16 protein-coding genes are annotated in these 15,038 nt (G+C 69.9%); 5 read left to right on the top strand and 11 right to left on the bottom strand.

Annotated elements, in window-relative coordinates; all coding sequences use genetic code 11:
• Positions 1-5 precede the first annotated feature (5 nt).
• From BHQ18_RS18225 to BHQ18_RS18215, 3 genes are read right to left on the bottom strand one after another with little or no spacing between them, the layout of a single operon-like run.
• Entirely contained in the window at positions 6-851 is an 846-nt protein-coding gene (locus BHQ18_RS18225; protein WP_069415039.1) for a sugar phosphate isomerase/epimerase family protein, read from the bottom strand.
• Positions 852-866: 15 nt separating this feature from the next.
• Positions 867-1,985 carry an Rv0497 family membrane protein gene (locus tag BHQ18_RS18220; RefSeq protein ID WP_069415038.1) on the bottom strand — a complete coding sequence of 373 codons (1,119 nt, stop codon included), beginning with the start codon at positions 1,983-1,985 and terminating at the stop codon, positions 867-869.
• 25 nt (positions 1,986-2,010) lie between these two features.
• The gene (locus BHQ18_RS18215) at positions 2,011-3,081 is read right to left on the bottom strand and encodes a Ppx/GppA family phosphatase (protein WP_069415037.1); all 1,071 of its coding nucleotides are present in this window, start codon (positions 3,079-3,081) and stop codon (positions 2,011-2,013) included.
• Between the two features lie 24 nt (positions 3,082-3,105).
• On the opposite strand from BHQ18_RS18215, the gene BHQ18_RS18210 reads away from it, so the two are divergent.
• Together BHQ18_RS18210 and BHQ18_RS18205 are read left to right on the top strand one after the other, a co-directional pair.
• The gene (locus tag BHQ18_RS18210) at positions 3,106-3,891 is read left to right on the top strand and encodes a DUF3109 family protein (protein ID WP_084294132.1); all 786 of its coding nucleotides are present in this window, start codon (positions 3,106-3,108) and stop codon (positions 3,889-3,891) included.
• Positions 3,888-4,181, top strand: a complete 294-nt coding sequence (locus BHQ18_RS18205) for a YciI family protein (protein ID WP_205866136.1) — start codon at positions 3,888-3,890, stop codon at positions 4,179-4,181. The genes BHQ18_RS18210 and BHQ18_RS18205 overlap by 4 nt, the downstream gene beginning before the upstream one ends.
• On the opposite strand, the gene regX is transcribed toward BHQ18_RS18205, so the two are convergent.
• The 6 genes from regX to BHQ18_RS18175 all read right to left on the bottom strand — a co-directional run bounded on the left by regX (position 4,178) and on the right by BHQ18_RS18175 (position 10,334).
• On the bottom strand, positions 4,178-4,864 hold the full coding sequence (gene regX / locus BHQ18_RS18200) for a two-component sensory transduction protein RegX (RefSeq protein WP_069415035.1): 687 nt from the start codon (positions 4,862-4,864) through the stop codon (positions 4,178-4,180). The two genes, BHQ18_RS18205 and regX, sit on opposite strands and share 4 nt — an antisense overlap.
• Complete coding sequence (locus BHQ18_RS18195) at positions 4,861-6,057, bottom strand: sensor histidine kinase (RefSeq protein ID WP_069415034.1); 1,197 nt, start codon at positions 6,055-6,057, stop codon at positions 4,861-4,863. Before BHQ18_RS18195 ends, regX begins: the two co-directional genes overlap by 4 nt.
• Positions 6,058-6,186: 129 nt before the next feature.
• On the bottom strand, positions 6,187-6,948 hold the full coding sequence (locus BHQ18_RS18190) for a phosphoglyceromutase (protein WP_069415033.1): 762 nt from the start codon (positions 6,946-6,948) through the stop codon (positions 6,187-6,189).
• Positions 6,949-7,053: 105 nt separating this feature from the next.
• Positions 7,054-7,560, bottom strand: a complete 507-nt coding sequence (locus BHQ18_RS18185) for a type III secretion system chaperone family protein (RefSeq protein ID WP_205866135.1) — start codon at positions 7,558-7,560, stop codon at positions 7,054-7,056.
• Positions 7,557-8,879: a D-inositol-3-phosphate glycosyltransferase gene (gene mshA / locus BHQ18_RS18180; protein WP_069415032.1), complete on the bottom strand. Its 1,323-nt coding sequence runs from the start codon at positions 8,877-8,879 to the stop codon at positions 7,557-7,559. Before mshA ends, BHQ18_RS18185 begins: the two co-directional genes overlap by 4 nt.
• Positions 8,880-9,014: 135 nt before the next feature.
• The gene (locus BHQ18_RS18175; protein WP_069415031.1) at positions 9,015-10,334 is read right to left on the bottom strand and encodes an ROK family protein; all 1,320 of its coding nucleotides are present in this window, start codon (positions 10,332-10,334) and stop codon (positions 9,015-9,017) included.
• Positions 10,335-10,514: 180 nt separating this feature from the next.
• Here BHQ18_RS18175 and BHQ18_RS18170 point away from each other — a divergent pair, with 180 nt between their 5' ends.
• Positions 10,515-11,270, top strand: coding sequence for an SDR family oxidoreductase (locus BHQ18_RS18170; protein WP_069415030.1), 756 nt, complete (start codon positions 10,515-10,517; stop codon positions 11,268-11,270).
• Positions 11,271-11,359: 89 nt separating this feature from the next.
• On the opposite strand, the gene BHQ18_RS18165 is transcribed toward BHQ18_RS18170, so the two are convergent.
• Positions 11,360-12,646: a L,D-transpeptidase gene (locus BHQ18_RS18165; protein WP_069415029.1), complete on the bottom strand. Its 1,287-nt coding sequence runs from the start codon at positions 12,644-12,646 to the stop codon at positions 11,360-11,362.
• A 15-nt stretch (positions 12,647-12,661) separates the two neighbouring features.
• Complete coding sequence (locus BHQ18_RS18160) at positions 12,662-13,774, bottom strand: UDP-N-acetylmuramate dehydrogenase (RefSeq protein ID WP_276046160.1); 1,113 nt, start codon at positions 13,772-13,774, stop codon at positions 12,662-12,664.
• On the opposite strand from BHQ18_RS18160, the gene BHQ18_RS18155 reads away from it, so the two are divergent.
• Positions 13,755-14,261, top strand: coding sequence for a DUF2505 domain-containing protein (locus BHQ18_RS18155; RefSeq protein WP_069415027.1), 507 nt, complete (start codon positions 13,755-13,757; stop codon positions 14,259-14,261). The two genes, BHQ18_RS18160 and BHQ18_RS18155, sit on opposite strands and share 20 nt — an antisense overlap.
• A 20-nt stretch (positions 14,262-14,281) precedes the next feature.
• Entirely contained in the window at positions 14,282-14,791 is a 510-nt protein-coding gene (locus BHQ18_RS18150) for a DUF2505 domain-containing protein (protein WP_069415026.1), read from the top strand.
• The last annotated feature ends 247 nt before the right edge of the window (positions 14,792-15,038 follow it).

The following is a 15,038-nucleotide window of genomic DNA, read 5'->3' as shown; positions in this document are numbered from 1 at the left end:
GGGAATCAGCGCAGCAGGTGTTTCCGGGCGAACTGCAACGACTCGGTCAGCAACGCTTCGCGTTCGGCGGCCATCCGTGCACCCGAGGTGGTCACCTCGAGGATCACATGCCCGGTGAAGTCGCTCGCGGCCAGCATCTCGCACACCTCGACCGTCGGCTGGGTGCCGCGGCCGGGCACCAGATGCTCGTCGGTGGAGGCGCCGCTGCCGTCGCACAGATGCAGGTGCACCAGCCCCTCACCCATCCGGCGGGCCATGTCGACCGCGTCGGTGCCGGCCGTCGCGGTATGTGACAGGTCCAGGGTGTAGTGCGCATGGCCGCCGTCAAGCGGGTCGTAGGACGGCGCGAACGCCGAGATACCCGGCCCGGGCCGCCCGCCGCGCTTGCGCATGCGCTCGATCGACGTCTGGCCCGCGCCGAAGAACCGGTCGGCCCGGAACGGGAACATGTTCTCCACCGCGACCAGCACGTCGCTGCCGGCCTCGAGCTCGGCCACCTGCTCGGAGAAGCCCTCGGCGTAGCGGCGCTGCCACCGGAACGGCGGGTGCACGACGACGGTCTGCGCGCCCAACTCCTCAGCGGCGCGCACGCTGCGCTCCAACTTCGAGATGGGGTTGGCGCCCCACACCCGCTGCGAGATCAGCAGGCACGGCGCATGCACCGACAGCACCGGGACGCCGTAGCGCTCGGACAGCTGCGCGACGGCCTCGATGTCCTGGCTGACGGTTTCGGCCCACACCATCAGCTCGACGCCGTCGTAGCCGAGGCGAGCGGCGTACTCGAAGGCGGCTTCGGTCCTCAGCGGATAGACAGACGCGGTCGACAGACCGACCTTGATGGCGGGGCGCACGACAGCTTCGGCGCCTCAACCCGCCTGGATCAGCGCCAGGGGCCCGAAGGTGACCATCGCGCCGACCGCGACGGCGATCAGGGTGCTGCCGATGTCCTCGGTCTTACGCACCACCCGGACGCCGACCACCAGGCCGAGGATCACCAGCACGCCGAGCACCAACGCGACGATGCTGTTCCACTTCCACAGCTGATCGAAGGCGATGAACAGCCCCGCACCGAACGCGACCGCCAGCACGCACTGCCCGACCACCAGCGCGCCGTGCATGACCTTCGACATGGCGCCGGCGGGCGCTTCGTCACGGTCGAGGTCGGTGTGCTCGAGGTCGTCGAGGTCGTCACGGTCGAGGTCGAAGTCGAGGTCGCGGCCGCCACCGGTGGGACCACCGAACAGCGAGCTGTCCGAGGACCTCAGGTACGACGGCAGATCGTCGCGGTCCCGGTCGTCGTCCCTGTCGTCCTCGTCGTCCTCGATCAGGTCGACGGCCGCCGCGTCGGCGTCGTCCTCGTCGGAGGCACCGGGCCAGTCGAGTGGATCCGGGCTCATGTGCTCGGCGTCGACGGCGTCCCCGGTGCCGGTGTCAGTGCTGACGGACTTGGCCCGCCCGGCGAACGTCGACCGCCGCGGCGGGGCGAAGAAGTCCAGGTCCTCGTCCTCGTCGCGTTGCTCGACGTGGGCCTGGTAGTCGGCGACCGCGTCGGCGTACTCGTCGTCGTCATCGACATCGTCGGTTGAGTCGGCTTCGTCGACTGTGTCGGCTTCGTCGACTGTGTCGGCGGTGTCGGCGGTGTCGGCTTGGTCGGCTTGGTCGACCTCGGCCGCTTCATCCAGGGGCTCGTCGACCTCTTCGGTGACGGCCTCCTCGGTGGCCTCTTCAGCGACCGGGGGTTCCTCGACGGGCTCGGGTGCCGCGGGTTCGTCGGTGACGGCGGCTCCGTTGGTGGGCGCGGGCTCCTCGTCGCGGATGACCGGGATCTCACCGGTCAGCTCGGCGACGGTGATGGAGCCGGTGTCACCGCGGCGGCGGCGGCGCCGACCGCCGACCGGCGGGGCGCCGATCGTCCCGTTGCGCGCCAGCAACTCCGCGACCGAGATCGGTCGCGTGTTGCTGTGATCGTCTTCAGGTCCAGTCATCGTCTTTGCCTTCGGGCCTCGTCACTCATCGTCCAGCATTGCGCACAAACGTCTGTACCGAGGTCGGATTGCCGGGACCGCCCTTTGCTGGGCCCTCTCCGCCATCCCTCGCCGCGTCGCCGGCACCGATCCGGGCCGGATCGGCGACGCTCTCGACGAATCCACTTCCGTCGGCTTCGCTGTCGAGTCTCCGCAGAATCAGCCCTTCCCGCAACGCCCACGGGCAGATGTCCACGCTCTCGATCGCGAGGGCCTTCATGCTCGCCTCGGCGACCAACGCACCGGCCACGATCTGTGGCGCCCGATCAGCACTCACTCCCTCCAGTTCCGCACGGTCGGCCGCGGTCATCCTAGAGATGAAAGATATGAGTTGCCTTAATCCGGTCGCGGTCACCGTCCGCTTCACCCGCAGACCGGCCGCCGACGGGGCGGCCCCGGTCAGCCGCGCCAGCGACCGGAACGTCTTCGAGGTGGCCACCGTCAGGTCCGGCGCGCCCGCGCGCAGCATCTCCGCGCCCGCGTCGGCCAGCTCGGTGTCCAGCCAGTCGCGCAGCATCGCGACCCGGCGCCGGCCCGGCGGATCCTCGGCCAGCCACTCCCGGGTCAGCCGGCCCGCCCCCAGCGGAAGCGACAGCGCCACCTCAGGCTCCTCGTCGACACCGTTGGACAGCTCCAGCGAGCCCCCGCCGATGTCGATGTTCATGATGCGTCCGGCGCTCCAGCCGTACCAGCGCCGGACCGCCAGAAACGTCAGCCGCGACTCGTCGACGCCGGCGAGCACCTTCAGCGCCACTCCCGTCTCGGCGAGCACCCGGGCGAGCAGTTCTTCGGAGTTCTTCGCGTCGCGCACCGCCGACGTCGCGAACGCCATCAGCTCGGCGCAGCCGGAGCTGGTGGCGATCTTGGCGAACTCGTCGATGGTGCCGATGAGTTTGTCGGCGCCCTTGCGGGTGATCTTGCCGTCGTTGTCGATCGCCTCGGCGAGCCGAAGCGAGGCCTTGGTCGAACTCATCGGCGTCGGGTGCCCACCACGTCGGGCGTCCACCACCAGAAGGTGAACGGTATTGCTGCCCACGTCGAGCACGCCTAATCGCACCCGTCCAACTTAAACGGTCTACCGTTGGAAAATGTGAGCGCATCACACCCTGGAGAGGTTGATCTCGATTTCGCTCGTGAATGGGTGGAGTTCTACGACCCGGACAATCCCGAGCATCTGATCGCCGCCGACATGACGTGGCTGCTTTCGCGCTGGACGTGTGTGTTCGGTACCCCGGCGTGCAAGGGCACCGTGGAGGACCGGCCCGACGACGGTTGCTGCTCGCACGGCGCGTTCATGTCCGACGACGACGACATCGCCCACCTCGACGACGCGGTCAAGATGCTGACCGACGAGGACTGGCAGTTCCGCGAGAAGGGGCTCGGCAAGAAGGGCTACCTCGAGATGGACGAGTACGACGACAAGCCCAACCTGCGGACCCGGAAGTACAAGGGCGCCTGCATCTTTCTGAACCGGCCCGGCTTCCCGGGCGGGATCGGCTGCGCACTGCACAGCAAGGCGCTCAAGCTCGGCGTCGAACCGTTGACCATGAAGCCCGAGGTCTGCTGGCAGCTGCCGATCCGGCGCACCCAGGAGTGGGTGGAGCGGCCCGACGGCAGCGAGATCCTCAAGACCTGGATCGGCGAGTACGACCGCCGCGGCTGGGGCGAAGGCGGCCTGGACCTGCACTGGTACTGCACGGGCGACCCCAACGCGCACGTCGGCGCCAAGCCGGTGTGGCAGTCCTACGGCCCCGAACTGACCGAACTGCTCGGCGAGAAGGCCTACGCCGAACTTGCCGCGATGTGCAAGCGGCGCAGCGCTTTAGGGCTGATCGCGGTGCACCCGGCGACCCGGCTGGCCGAATGAACCTGTACTACTTCCGGCTCAACCCGCCGCGGGCCGATTTCGCGCAGACCATGACCGCCGACGAGCAGCGCGCCATGGCCGAGCACCAGGAGTACTGGCAGGCGCTGCTGGCCGAGGGCCGGGTCGCGGTCTACGGCCCCGTCGCCGACCCCGAAGGCGTGTGGGGACTGGGCGTGCTGCGGGCCCGCGACCGCGGCGAGGTGCTGGCGATCGGCGAGCGTGACCCGTCGGTCATCGCCGGTGTCAACACCTTCGACGTGTTCGAGATCATGGGCGGCACCACCGGCTAGCCTTCGAGCTTGTACCCCAGCCCTCGGACGGTGACCAGGTGCACCGGGTTGGCGGGGTCGGCTTCGATCTTGCTGCGCAACCGCTTCACGTGCACATCAAGGGTTTTCGTGTCGCCGACGTAGTCCGCGCCCCAGACCCGGTCGATCAGCTGGCCGCGGGTCAGCACCCGGCCGCTGTTGCGCATCAGGTACTCGAGCAGGTCGAATTCCTTGAGCGGCAACGTGACCGGCTCACCGTTGACCGACACCACATGACGCTCGACGTCCATGCGGACCGGCCCGGCCTCGAGCACACCGTCGCTGACGGCGAGGTCGTCGGCGTCGGCGCCGCGGCGCAGCACCGCACGGATGCGCGCGATCAACTCGCGCGCCGAATACGGTTTGGTGACATAGTCGTCGGCGCCGAGTTCGAGCCCGACCACCTTGTCGATCTCGCTGTCACGCGCGGTCACCATGATCACCGGCACGCTCGAGCGCATCCGCAACTGCTTGCACACGTCGGTTCCGCTCATCCCCGGCAGCATCAGGTCCAGCAGCACGATGTCGGCCCCGGCGCGTTCGAATTCGGCCAGCGCAGAAGGCCCGTCGGCCACCACCGTGGCCTCGAAGCCCTCCTTGCGGAGCAGAAAGGCCAGGGGATCGGCCAAGGACTCCTCGTCCTCCACGATCAACACACTGGTCATTGGTCTCGCTGATCCTCTCGTTCAGGCGATTTCATGTCGTCCTCGCCATGGGGGTAGGCCGGGATCGACAGCGTGAACGTCGATCCCGTTCCCGGCTGACTCCACAGCCGGATGGTTCCGTTGTGGTTGGCCGCGACGTGCTTGACGATCGCCAACCCCAGCCCGGTGCCGCCGGTGGCCCGGGATCTCGCCTTGTCGACGCGGAAGAAGCGTTCGAACACCCGCTCCTGATCCTCGCGGGCGATGCCGATACCGCGGTCGGTGACCGCGATCTCGATGTTGTCGCCGCGCCGGCGCCTGCTGATCGACACCGAGGAGCCGTGCGGCGAGTACGCGATCGCATTGGACACCAGGTTCGCGAGGGCGGTCACCAGCAGCGTCTGATCGCCGAGCACCCGGAAACCGGTCGGCGCGTCGGTGTTGATCGCGATGTCGGCGTTGTCGGCGGACACCTTGTGCCGCGACAGCGCCTCGTAGACGACGGTGTCGACGTCGACGGCGGTCAGGTCGGGCAGCCGCTCGGCGCCCTGCAGCCGGGACAGGTCGATCAACTCGCCGACCATGTCGGCCAGGCGCCTGGACTCGGCGAGCATCTTCTCGGCGAACCGGCGCGCGGTGTCGGGGTCGTCGGCGGAGGCCAGCAGCGCCTCGGCCAGCACCCCCATCGCCCCGACCGGCGTCTTGAGCTCGTGGCTGACGTTGGCCACGAAATCGCGGCGGGTGGCCTCCATGCGGGCGTGTTCGGACTGGTCGTGCACGTAGACCACGGCGAAGCGGCGGTCCTTCTCGGTCAGCAGTTGCACATGGCCGCGGATCGACAGCCCGGACCGGCCGGGGTGGGCCCGCTTACCGGCTTCGAGGTCGACGTCGGTGGGCTCGCCGGTGGCGAGGGTGCGTTCGGCGGCCTGCCAGGCCCGGTCGTCGAGGAGCCGGTCGCGGACCAGCCCCAGCGCACGGGCCTGGTCGTTGGCGTAGACGACGTCACGGAAGTGGTCGACCACCACGATGCCCGTCGGCGAGCGGGACGCGATGTGGGAGAGCATCTGCGAGACCGTGATGCCGGTCTGCGCGGTGGTCCGGCGCTGCCGGCGTTGCCGCATCCGCGGCGCGAACCGGGCTCCGAGCGCCGCACCGGCCACCAGGGCGGCCAGCGCGACGCCTGCTGCGAGCAGCAGTGCCGAAACGACACTCACGCGAAAAGCGTACGCATTCGGTGAACGTCATCCCAGCAGCGTGCAGCCAAATCGGCACAAGTCACACACCCAATCGCAGGTGTTCGACCGGTGTTCACCGATTGTTTGCCGCGCGCGGGCACGGCCGAACTACTTTGCGCCCTGCGACGCGACCGCCGCCGCGCCCGCGGCCGCGGCCTCCGGGTCCAGGTAGGTGCCGCCGATGATCTTCGGTTTGAGATCGGAGTCCAGGTCGTAGCGCAGCGGGATCCCGGTCGGGATGTTGAGCCCGACGACGTCCTCGTCGGACATTCCGTCGAGGTGCTTGACCAGGGCGCGCAGCGAGTTGCCGTGCGCGGCGATCAGCACGGTCTTACCCGCGCGCAGGTCCGGTTCGATCGTGGAGGTGTAGTACGGCACGAACCGTTCGACGACGTCCTTGAGGCATTCGGTGCGCGGTGGGCCGCCGGGCAGGTCGGCGTAGCGCGGGTCGCCGTCCTCGCTGTAGGTGCTGCCCGGCTCGATCGGCGGCGGCGGGGTGTCATAGCTGCGCCGCCACGCCATGAACTGCTCGTCGCCGTACTTCTCTTTGGTCTCGGCCTTGTCGAGCCCCTGCAGTGCGCCGTAGTGCCGCTCGTTGAGGCGCCAGTCGCGGTGCACCGGGATCCAGTGCCGGTCGGCCTTGTCCAGCGCGAGGTTGGCCGTCGTGATCGCGCGGCGCAGCAGCGAGGTGTAGAGCACGTCGGGTTGGCGGTCGAGCTCTTTGATCAGTTCGCCGGCGCGGATCGCCTCGGCGCGTCCCTTGTCGGTGAGGTCGACATCGACCCAGCCGGTGAAGAGGTTCTTCGAGTTCCACTCGCTCTCGCCGTGGCGGAGCAGGATCAGCGTGCAGTCACCCCGAGAATCAGACATGGTGGAATCCTCTCACGGCGGACGGATCGACCTCGGCCCGTCCCGAGGTTGACGAAATGGCGGTCTTCGGTCGGAAAAACCCGCCAGAACGTAGGTTTGGGCGGGTCAGTCGTCGTCTTCCTCAATCAGGTGCGCGAACGCCTGCAGGTTCTTCAGCGACTCGCCGCGCGAGACCCGCCACTCCCACTCTTTCTGGATCGACGAGCGAAAACCCAACTCCAACAACGTGTTGAAGTCGCTGTCGACGGCTTCGAGCACCTGGCCCAGGATGCGGTCGACCTCGTCGTGGGTCACCGATTCCAGCGACATCCGGCCGACCAGGTAGATGTCGCCGACGTTGTCGAGGGTGTAGGCGACGCCGTAGAGGCGGCGGTTGCGCTTGAGCAGGAACCGGTAGACGCCCTCGTGGTTCTCGTCGGGTTTGCGGCACACGAACGCCTCGACGCGCACCGAATGCTCCCCGACCGACAGGATCGTGTTGGTCTTCAGTCGCCGCTCGCCGGGCAGTTCGACGATGATCCCGGGCAGGCCGCCGTGCGCGCCTTCGTGCCGGCTGCAGACCAGGTCGTTGTCCCGGCAGGCGTCCTCGATGATCTTGACCGCGTCGGTCATGCGCGCACTCCCCTGCGCCGGGCGAATCGCCGGCCGGTGCGGCGCGCGGCGGGTTGGTGGCGGGCGCGGTAGTCGGCGATCGCGCGCCCGTAGCCGGCCAGCAGCGCGTCGACGGTGTGCTCCCACGAGAACGTCGCCGCGTGCGCGGCCGCGGCGGCGCGCATACCGTCGGCGCGCCGCAGCAGGTCGCCGATCGCGTGGGCCCAGTCGCCGTCGTCGTGGCCGTCGACCAGCAGCCCGGTCTCCCCGTCGCGCACCGCGACCGGCAGGCCGCCGACGGCCGCGGCCGCCACCGGGGTGCCGCAGGCCTGGGCCTCGACCGCGACCAGCCCGAACGATTCGGAGTAGCTCGGCACCGCGACCAGGTCGGCGGCCCGGTACACGTTGACCAGTTGCTCACGCGACTGCGGAGGCAGGAACGTCACGCGGTCGGAGATACCCAGATCGGCGGCCAGCCGAACCAGCCCGTCGGGGGCCTGCAGGCCGCTGCCCGACGGGCCGCCGGCCACCAGCACGCGGACCCCGGGCAGTTTGGCCGCGGCGCGCAGCGCGACGTCGGGGGCCTTGAGCGGCTGGATGCGCCCGACGAACGCGACGATCTGCTCATCGGGGTCGAGGCCCAGCGCGGCCCGCGCGGCACCGCGGTCGCCGGGGGTGAACGTCTCGAGGTCGACGCCGGGATGGACGACGTCGATGCGCGCGGGGTCAGCGTTGTGCAGCGAAACGAGTTGCTGCGCTTCGTGTTCGGTGTTGACGATCAGCCGGTCGGCCTCGTCGACGACCTGCTGCTCGCCGACCGCGCGCAGCGCCGGCTCCGGTGCGTCACCGTCGGCCAGCGCAGCGTTCTTGACCGCGGCCAACGTGTGGGCGGTGTGCACCAGCGGCACCGCCCAGCGGTCGCGCGCCAGCCAGCCGACCTGACCGGACAGCCAGTAGTGCGAGTGCACGATGTCGTAGTAGCCGGGCTCGTGGGTCGCCTCGGCCCGCAGCACCCCGGCGGTGAACGCGCACAGCTGGGTCGGCAGGTCGTACTTGTCGAGCCCCTCGAACGGGCCGGCCACGACGTTGCGCACCAGCACGCCCGGCGCCACCCGGACCAGCGGCTGGTCGCTCGACGATGTCGCTCGGGTGAAGATCTCGACCTCGACGCCGCGGCGGGCCATCTTCAGCGCGCTCTGCAGCACGTAGACGTTCATTCCGCCGGCATCGCCGGTGCCGGGCTGGGCCAGCGGCGAGGTGTGCACCGACAGCACCGCGACGCGGCGGGGAACCGGCAGTCCGGCAGCATCCGAACGGGACACATCCGTTGCTAGGCGCACACAGACATGTCTACACCGCAGCGGCGGATTGCCTGCACGTGCGGTGTGCCGGTGCGGGGCGTTTCGCGACGCCGACTGTGAAGTCATGGCGAAAATCCGGGCCGGATTCCGCCGTGGGTTCACACTCGGCGTCGGTCAGGCGCTGGCTTCGGGCAGGCGGGGCTGGGCCCGACGCATCGCGCCGATCGGGTCGGCGTAGAGGCCGCCGAGCGACACCACCCCGGCGCCGGCTTCCTGCACGCGGTTGCCGAACGCGGTGAGCCGGATCTCGCGGGCCGGCATCACCGACCGCCGCGCGAACGCCTCCTCGACGACCGCCATGCCCTCGGGGTACTCGGTGAACGCCTGCCCGCCGACCACCAGGTCGTCGGGGTTGAGCATGTCGCGCAGCAGCGCCACGGCCTCGCCGAGCACCCGCGCGCGTTCGGCGAGCAGTTCCTGCGCGGGCGCGCTGCCGCCGCGGGCCACCTTCAGCAGCGCCTGCATCGTCGACCCGGGGCCGTCGGCCGGCACGATCCGCCGCCTGCGGGCCGCGACCAGCACCGCCTCGTCGCTGACGGTGGACTCCAATTGGCCGGTGCCGCCGAGGATTTCGGAGTGAGCGGGCAGGGCGGCGATGGTGCCGGGTCCGCTGGCCGGTGAGTGCACCCGCCCGCCGATCGACAGTGCGTAGCCGACCGTCTCGCGGGCGTAGAAGTACAGGATCGTGGCGGCGTCGGCCCCGGCCCGCTGTTGACGGCGGCCACCGAGCAGCAGTTCGGCGCCGGCCATCGCGTCGACGTGGGAGGCGATCGAGACGGGCAGGCCCAGCGCCTCGACGAGCACCGGCCCGACAGGGGCGTCCGACCAGCCGAGCCGCGGGTGATCGAGGTGCCCGGTGGCGCTGTCGACGACGCCGCCGGCGGCGATGCCCACCCACAGCGGACGCCTGCGGTGCCAGCGGCTGAGGTACCGGCGGGCGCTGTTGGCCAGCGACTCCAGCGCGGCGCCTTGGGATCCGCGCGGTGTCGGGGTCTCGACGACGTCGAGGGTGCGGCCGAACAGGTCGGTGGCGACGATGCTCGTCGTGCGGGCGCCGATGTGGATGCCCAACGTCAGGAACGGTTCGTGGTTCACCTCGACCGGGACGCGGGGTCTGCCGATCGCCCCGGAGACCGCCAGGTCGGCGCGTTCACGCAGCACACCGGCGTCCAGCAGCGCGGTGACCTGCCGGTTCACGGTCGCGATGCTCAGGCCGCTGACCTGGGCGATGACGTCGCGGGCGATCGGCCCGCGCTGGCGCGCGGCGCTGAACACCGAGGCGGCGGCCGCGTCGGCGACCTTCAGCGCCGGCGCGACGATGCGGGCCCGAGTGTGCGGGTAGCGCCCGGCGGGGTTCGGTGCCGCCGACAGCACCCGCTTGGTGCGCGCGACAGGCTTGACGGGTTTGACGGGGAGGGTGGCAGAAGTGCGCATGTGCTTGTCCTAGGGGTGAAGTCGGCCGGTGGGCTTTGAGGCCACACCTGGCGACTCAGCAGGACAGCGGGTCCGGGGTCAGTCAGGCGCGGCGGGGTGCGCGACAACAACACGCACACCGCGTACAGGACTGGCTGGACAACACGAAGCGAATTTAGCACGGCATCTAGAGTTGGACAGATGACGACTTCTCAGACCGACCGCCGCGTCGCCGTCGTCACCGGTGCCAGTGCCGGCATCGGTGAGGCGACGGCGAGAACCCTTGCCGCACAAGGCTTTCATGTGGTCTGCGTGGCCCGCCGGGAAGGCCTGATCCGGGCGCTGGCCGACGAGATCGGCGGCACCGCGATTGTGGCGGACGTCACTTCCACCGAGGCCGTGTCGGCGCTGGCCGAGCAATTGGACCGCGTCGATGTGCTGGTCAACAACGCAGGCGGTGCCCGCGGACTGGACCCGGTGGCGGAGGCCGACATCGACCACTGGCGCTGGATGTGGGAGTCCAACGTGCTGAGCACGCTGCTGGTGACCCGGGCGCTGCTGCCGAAGCTGATCGACTCCGGCGACGGGTTGATCGTCACCGTGACGTCGATCGCCGCGGTGGAGATCTACGACAACGGCGGCGGCTACACCTCGGCCAAGCACGCCCAGGGTGTCCTGCACCGGACGCTGCGCAGTGAGCTGCTCGGAAAACCGGTGCGGCTCACCGAGGTTGCGCCCGGCATGGTGAAGACCGACTTCTCGCTCAACCGCTTCGAGGGCGACGAGGAACGCGCCGCGAAGGTGTACGAGGGGGTCACTCCGCTGGTCGCCGAGGACATCGCCGACATCATCGGGTTCGTCGCCAGCCGGCCGTCGCACGTCGACCTGGACCTGATCGTGGTCCGTCCGCGCGATCAGGTCAGCGGGGCCAGCGGCTCGCGCTTCAACCGGACTTGAGTTCGCCGGGGCGTTGGGTCCGCGAGTGGCCACTTAACGCGCGGTCGCGCCTGCGAAGCGTCGGATAACTGGCCGCTCGGCGCGGACTGCTAGCGGCCGGGGCGGTCGCCGGCCGGTTCCGGTGCGCCCGACGGCGTCGCCGGCGCGGTGCTCGGCATGTCCGGGGCGTTGGCGTCCGACAGCGCCGACATCGCCTTCCACTCCTCCCACGGCACCGCCCAGTCCCAGATGTCGCCGTCGGCGTAGGACAACTGGATGCGGGTGCCGGTGACCTCGACGGGATCGCCGTAGATGGCGCTGTTGAAGTACTGCTGCGCGTCGGACTCCGACAGGTTGATACAGCCGTTGGTGACGTTGGCGCTGCCCTGCGAACCCAGGCTGGCCGGGTTGGCGTGGATGAACTCGCCGTTGTTGGAGATCCGCACCGCGAACCGCTCACGCACGTTGGCGTAGCCGGCCGCCGGGTTGGTCATGTAGAAGTCCTCGTACTTCTCGGTGACGACGTGGATGCCGCTGCGGGTGACGTTGCGGTCCAGGTCGCCCTCGCCGTAGCTGCACGGGAAGTCCATGATCACCGCGCCCGCGCCGTCGAGCACCTGGATGCGGTGCGACGGCGCGTCGGCCCTGACGACCTGCCGCCGACCGATCTCGAAGGTCAGCGTCGCGTCCTGCGCGCCGTAGGCGCCGTCGCCGAACGGCACCCCGTAGAACTTCGCGTCGACGTGCACCTTGGTGCCGGCCGGGTAGTAGTCGCGGGTCCGGTAGTGCACGCGCGAGCCGCCGACCTCGTCGGGCAGCCACGCCCAGCTGCCTTCCACCGGCGGATCGGTGGTGACCGTCAACGCCTTCTCCACCGACGCCTTGTCGCTGATCGAGGAGTCGAACTGGATGATGATCGGCGCGGCGACCCCGACGACCTGACCGTCGGCCAGCTGGAACCTGCCGCTGACCTGCTTGCTCGGGTTGATCGTGCTGAACGAGCCCTCGACGGGTGCGGCCTTGCCGTCCTTACCGACGACCGACCCGCTCCAGGTGTAGGTGACGCCGTAGCCGAGCGGTTCGCTCACCGTGAACTCGTTGCGGTCGCGGTTGAGCGAACCGGCGACGACCTTGCCGTCGGGGTTGGTCAACGCGACCTTCTGGAACCAGCCGTCGGCGACCTCGACGCGCACCGGCGCGGTCGGCGGGACGTCAGCCGCCGCGGCAGCGGGGGTGAACGTCACCTCGGGGGCGGCCTGCGCCTCTTCCTCCTGCGCGGCGGGCGATTCCGACTTGGTCATGCACGCGGCCAACGCCCCGGGCGCGACGACCCCGACCGCCAGCGCGGTCAGGGCGCGCCGCCGATTGAACGACGGCAAGGGGTCCGCAGTGCTCACGTGGATCCAGCGTACCTACAGCGAACACCCGATCAGGGCGGGCTCGGGTGTGAGTTCGATCCCGAATCTTGTTCGGACACCGTCGCGTACGGTCCTGGCCAGCGCGATCACGTCGGCGGTGGTGGCGGTGCCGCGGTTGGTCAGCGCCAGCGCGTGCTTGGTGGACAGCCTCGCGGCGACCCCATCGCCGGGGTAGCCCTTGCCGAAGCCGGCGTTCTCGACCAGCCAGCCCGCGGCCAGTTTGACGCCGTCGGGGGCCGGATAGTTCGGTACCGGGCGGTCCACCGAGCCCTGCAGCCGCTCGAAGGTCTCGGGTGCGACGACGGGGTTGGTGAAGAACGACCCGACGCTCCAGGTGTCGTGGTCCGGGTGGGCCGGGTCGGGGTCGACGACCATGCCCTTGCCCGTCCGCAGTTCGAGAACCGCGGCGCGCACGGCCAGCGGGTCGGCACGCGACCCCGGCTCGGCGTCCAGCGCGGCGGCCAGTTCGCGGTAGCGCAGCGGCGCGCTGCGGCCGTCGGGGTCGAGCGCGAACTCGACCTCCAGCACGACGGCGTCCGAGGAGTGCTTGAGGACACTGGTGCGGTAGCCGAACTGCAGCTCGCGCGGGTCCACCCAGCGGTCTTCGCCGGTGCGGCGGTCCAGCAGGCGCACCCGCGCGATCGTGTCGGCGACCTCGGCGCCGTACGCGCCGACGTTCTGCACCGGCGTCGCGCCGGCGGATCCGGGGATGCCGGACAGGCACTCCAGCCCGCCGAGCCCGTGCGCGAGCGAGGTGACCACGACGTCGTCCCACACCGCGCCGGCCTCGGCGCGCACCACGGCGCCGTCGACGGTGATCTCGGTGTTGGCGACGTGCACGACGGTCAGGTCGTTCAGCTCGTCGGACAGCACGACGTTTGAACCGCCGGCCAGCACCAGCGAACGGTCGTCGGGGCCGAGCGCGCGCAGCACGTCGACCAGTTTGCGGGTGGTGTCGCAGGTGATCAGCCGGCGCGCGACCGGCCCGATACGCAGCGTGGTCAACGGCGCCAGCGGCACCGCCTCCTCGACGGAGGCACCCCCTAGCTGCGAAGTGACCACGGCGGGTAACGGTAGCGTGCCAGCTATGCCGCGCTCATTCGACATGGCCGCCGAGTACGGGGGAACCGTCGAACAGGTGCACCGGGCATTCCGCGACGAACGCTACTGGTTGGCGCGGCTCACCGACTCCGGCGCCGACGACTACTCGCTGGACTCGATGGCCGTCGACGGCGACGGCGGCGTCGACGTGGTGACCCGCCAGACGTTGCGCGCCGACCGGTTGCCCGCCGTGGTGACCCAGTTCCACCGTGGCGACCTGGACTTCCTGCGCGAGGAGGCCTGGACCCCGGTGCGCGACGGGCAGGCCACCGCGCTGGTGAAGGGGTCGATCCCGGGCGCCCCGGCCAGCCTGACCGGGAACGGGCGGCTGGCGCCCACCGCCGACGGGGCGCGCCTGGAGCTGACGGTCGAGGTGGAGGTGCGGGTTCCGCTGGTCGGCGGCAAGATCGAGAACTTCATCGGCGGTCAGCTGGTCGATCTGCTGATCGCCGAACAACGCTTCACCACGGAGTGGATCGCCGAGAACGGTTGATCCACAAGTAAACTGGCACCGTGTCACGGCGATTGGACTACACCCTCGAGTTCGAGGCGCCGCCGGAGCGGATCTACGAGGACTTCACCAGCGAGCAGTACTGGGACGCGCTGATGGGGATGTACCGGCGCTACAGCCGTTCCGAGGTCACCCGGTTCCACGCCGACGACCACGGCACCGACATCGAGTTCGTCCAGGTGATTCCCCGCAGCGAGCTACCGGCGATCGCGCGCAAGGTCATTCCCGCCGACATGGTGATCACGCGTACTCAGCACTTCGACCCCTACGAGCCCGCCGACCGCCGCGCCGCGGGCACCTACGCCGCGTCGATCCCGCGCGGGCCGGGCCGCTTCGGTGGCACCTACACGCTGACCGCGAACGGCGGGGGCAGCCGGTTGCTGCTGGCCAGCGTGTGCAAGGTGTCGATCCCGCTGCTCGGCGGCCCGCTCGAGGACCTGATGCTGCACCACGTCAAGGGCCTGTTCGACGCCGAGCAGGAGTTCACCGCGCACTGGATCGCGCGGCGCTGAGCTATTTCGCGCCGAGCTCACCCGTCGCGCGCCGGGCGCACGCGTAGTAGTGGAAGACCGAACGCACCAGCTCCGTCATGAACCACGAATCCCATTCGTGGTCAACAGGATTGAGCAGACTGTCCTCTCGCGCCGCGCTCACCTCGGCGCGCGCCAGGTCGATCCGCTCCGTTCGACTGCGCGCTCGACCCCTGTGCCGAGCGGCCGGGCAGACCTTCATAGTCACCCCACTAGACCAAACGAACCC

It is taken from the genome of Mycolicibacterium flavescens (assembly GCF_001722335.1).
Lineage (GTDB): Bacteria > Actinomycetota > Actinomycetes > Mycobacteriales > Mycobacteriaceae > Mycobacterium > Mycobacterium flavescens.
This window is presented reverse-complemented; position numbering and strand designations above follow the sequence as displayed.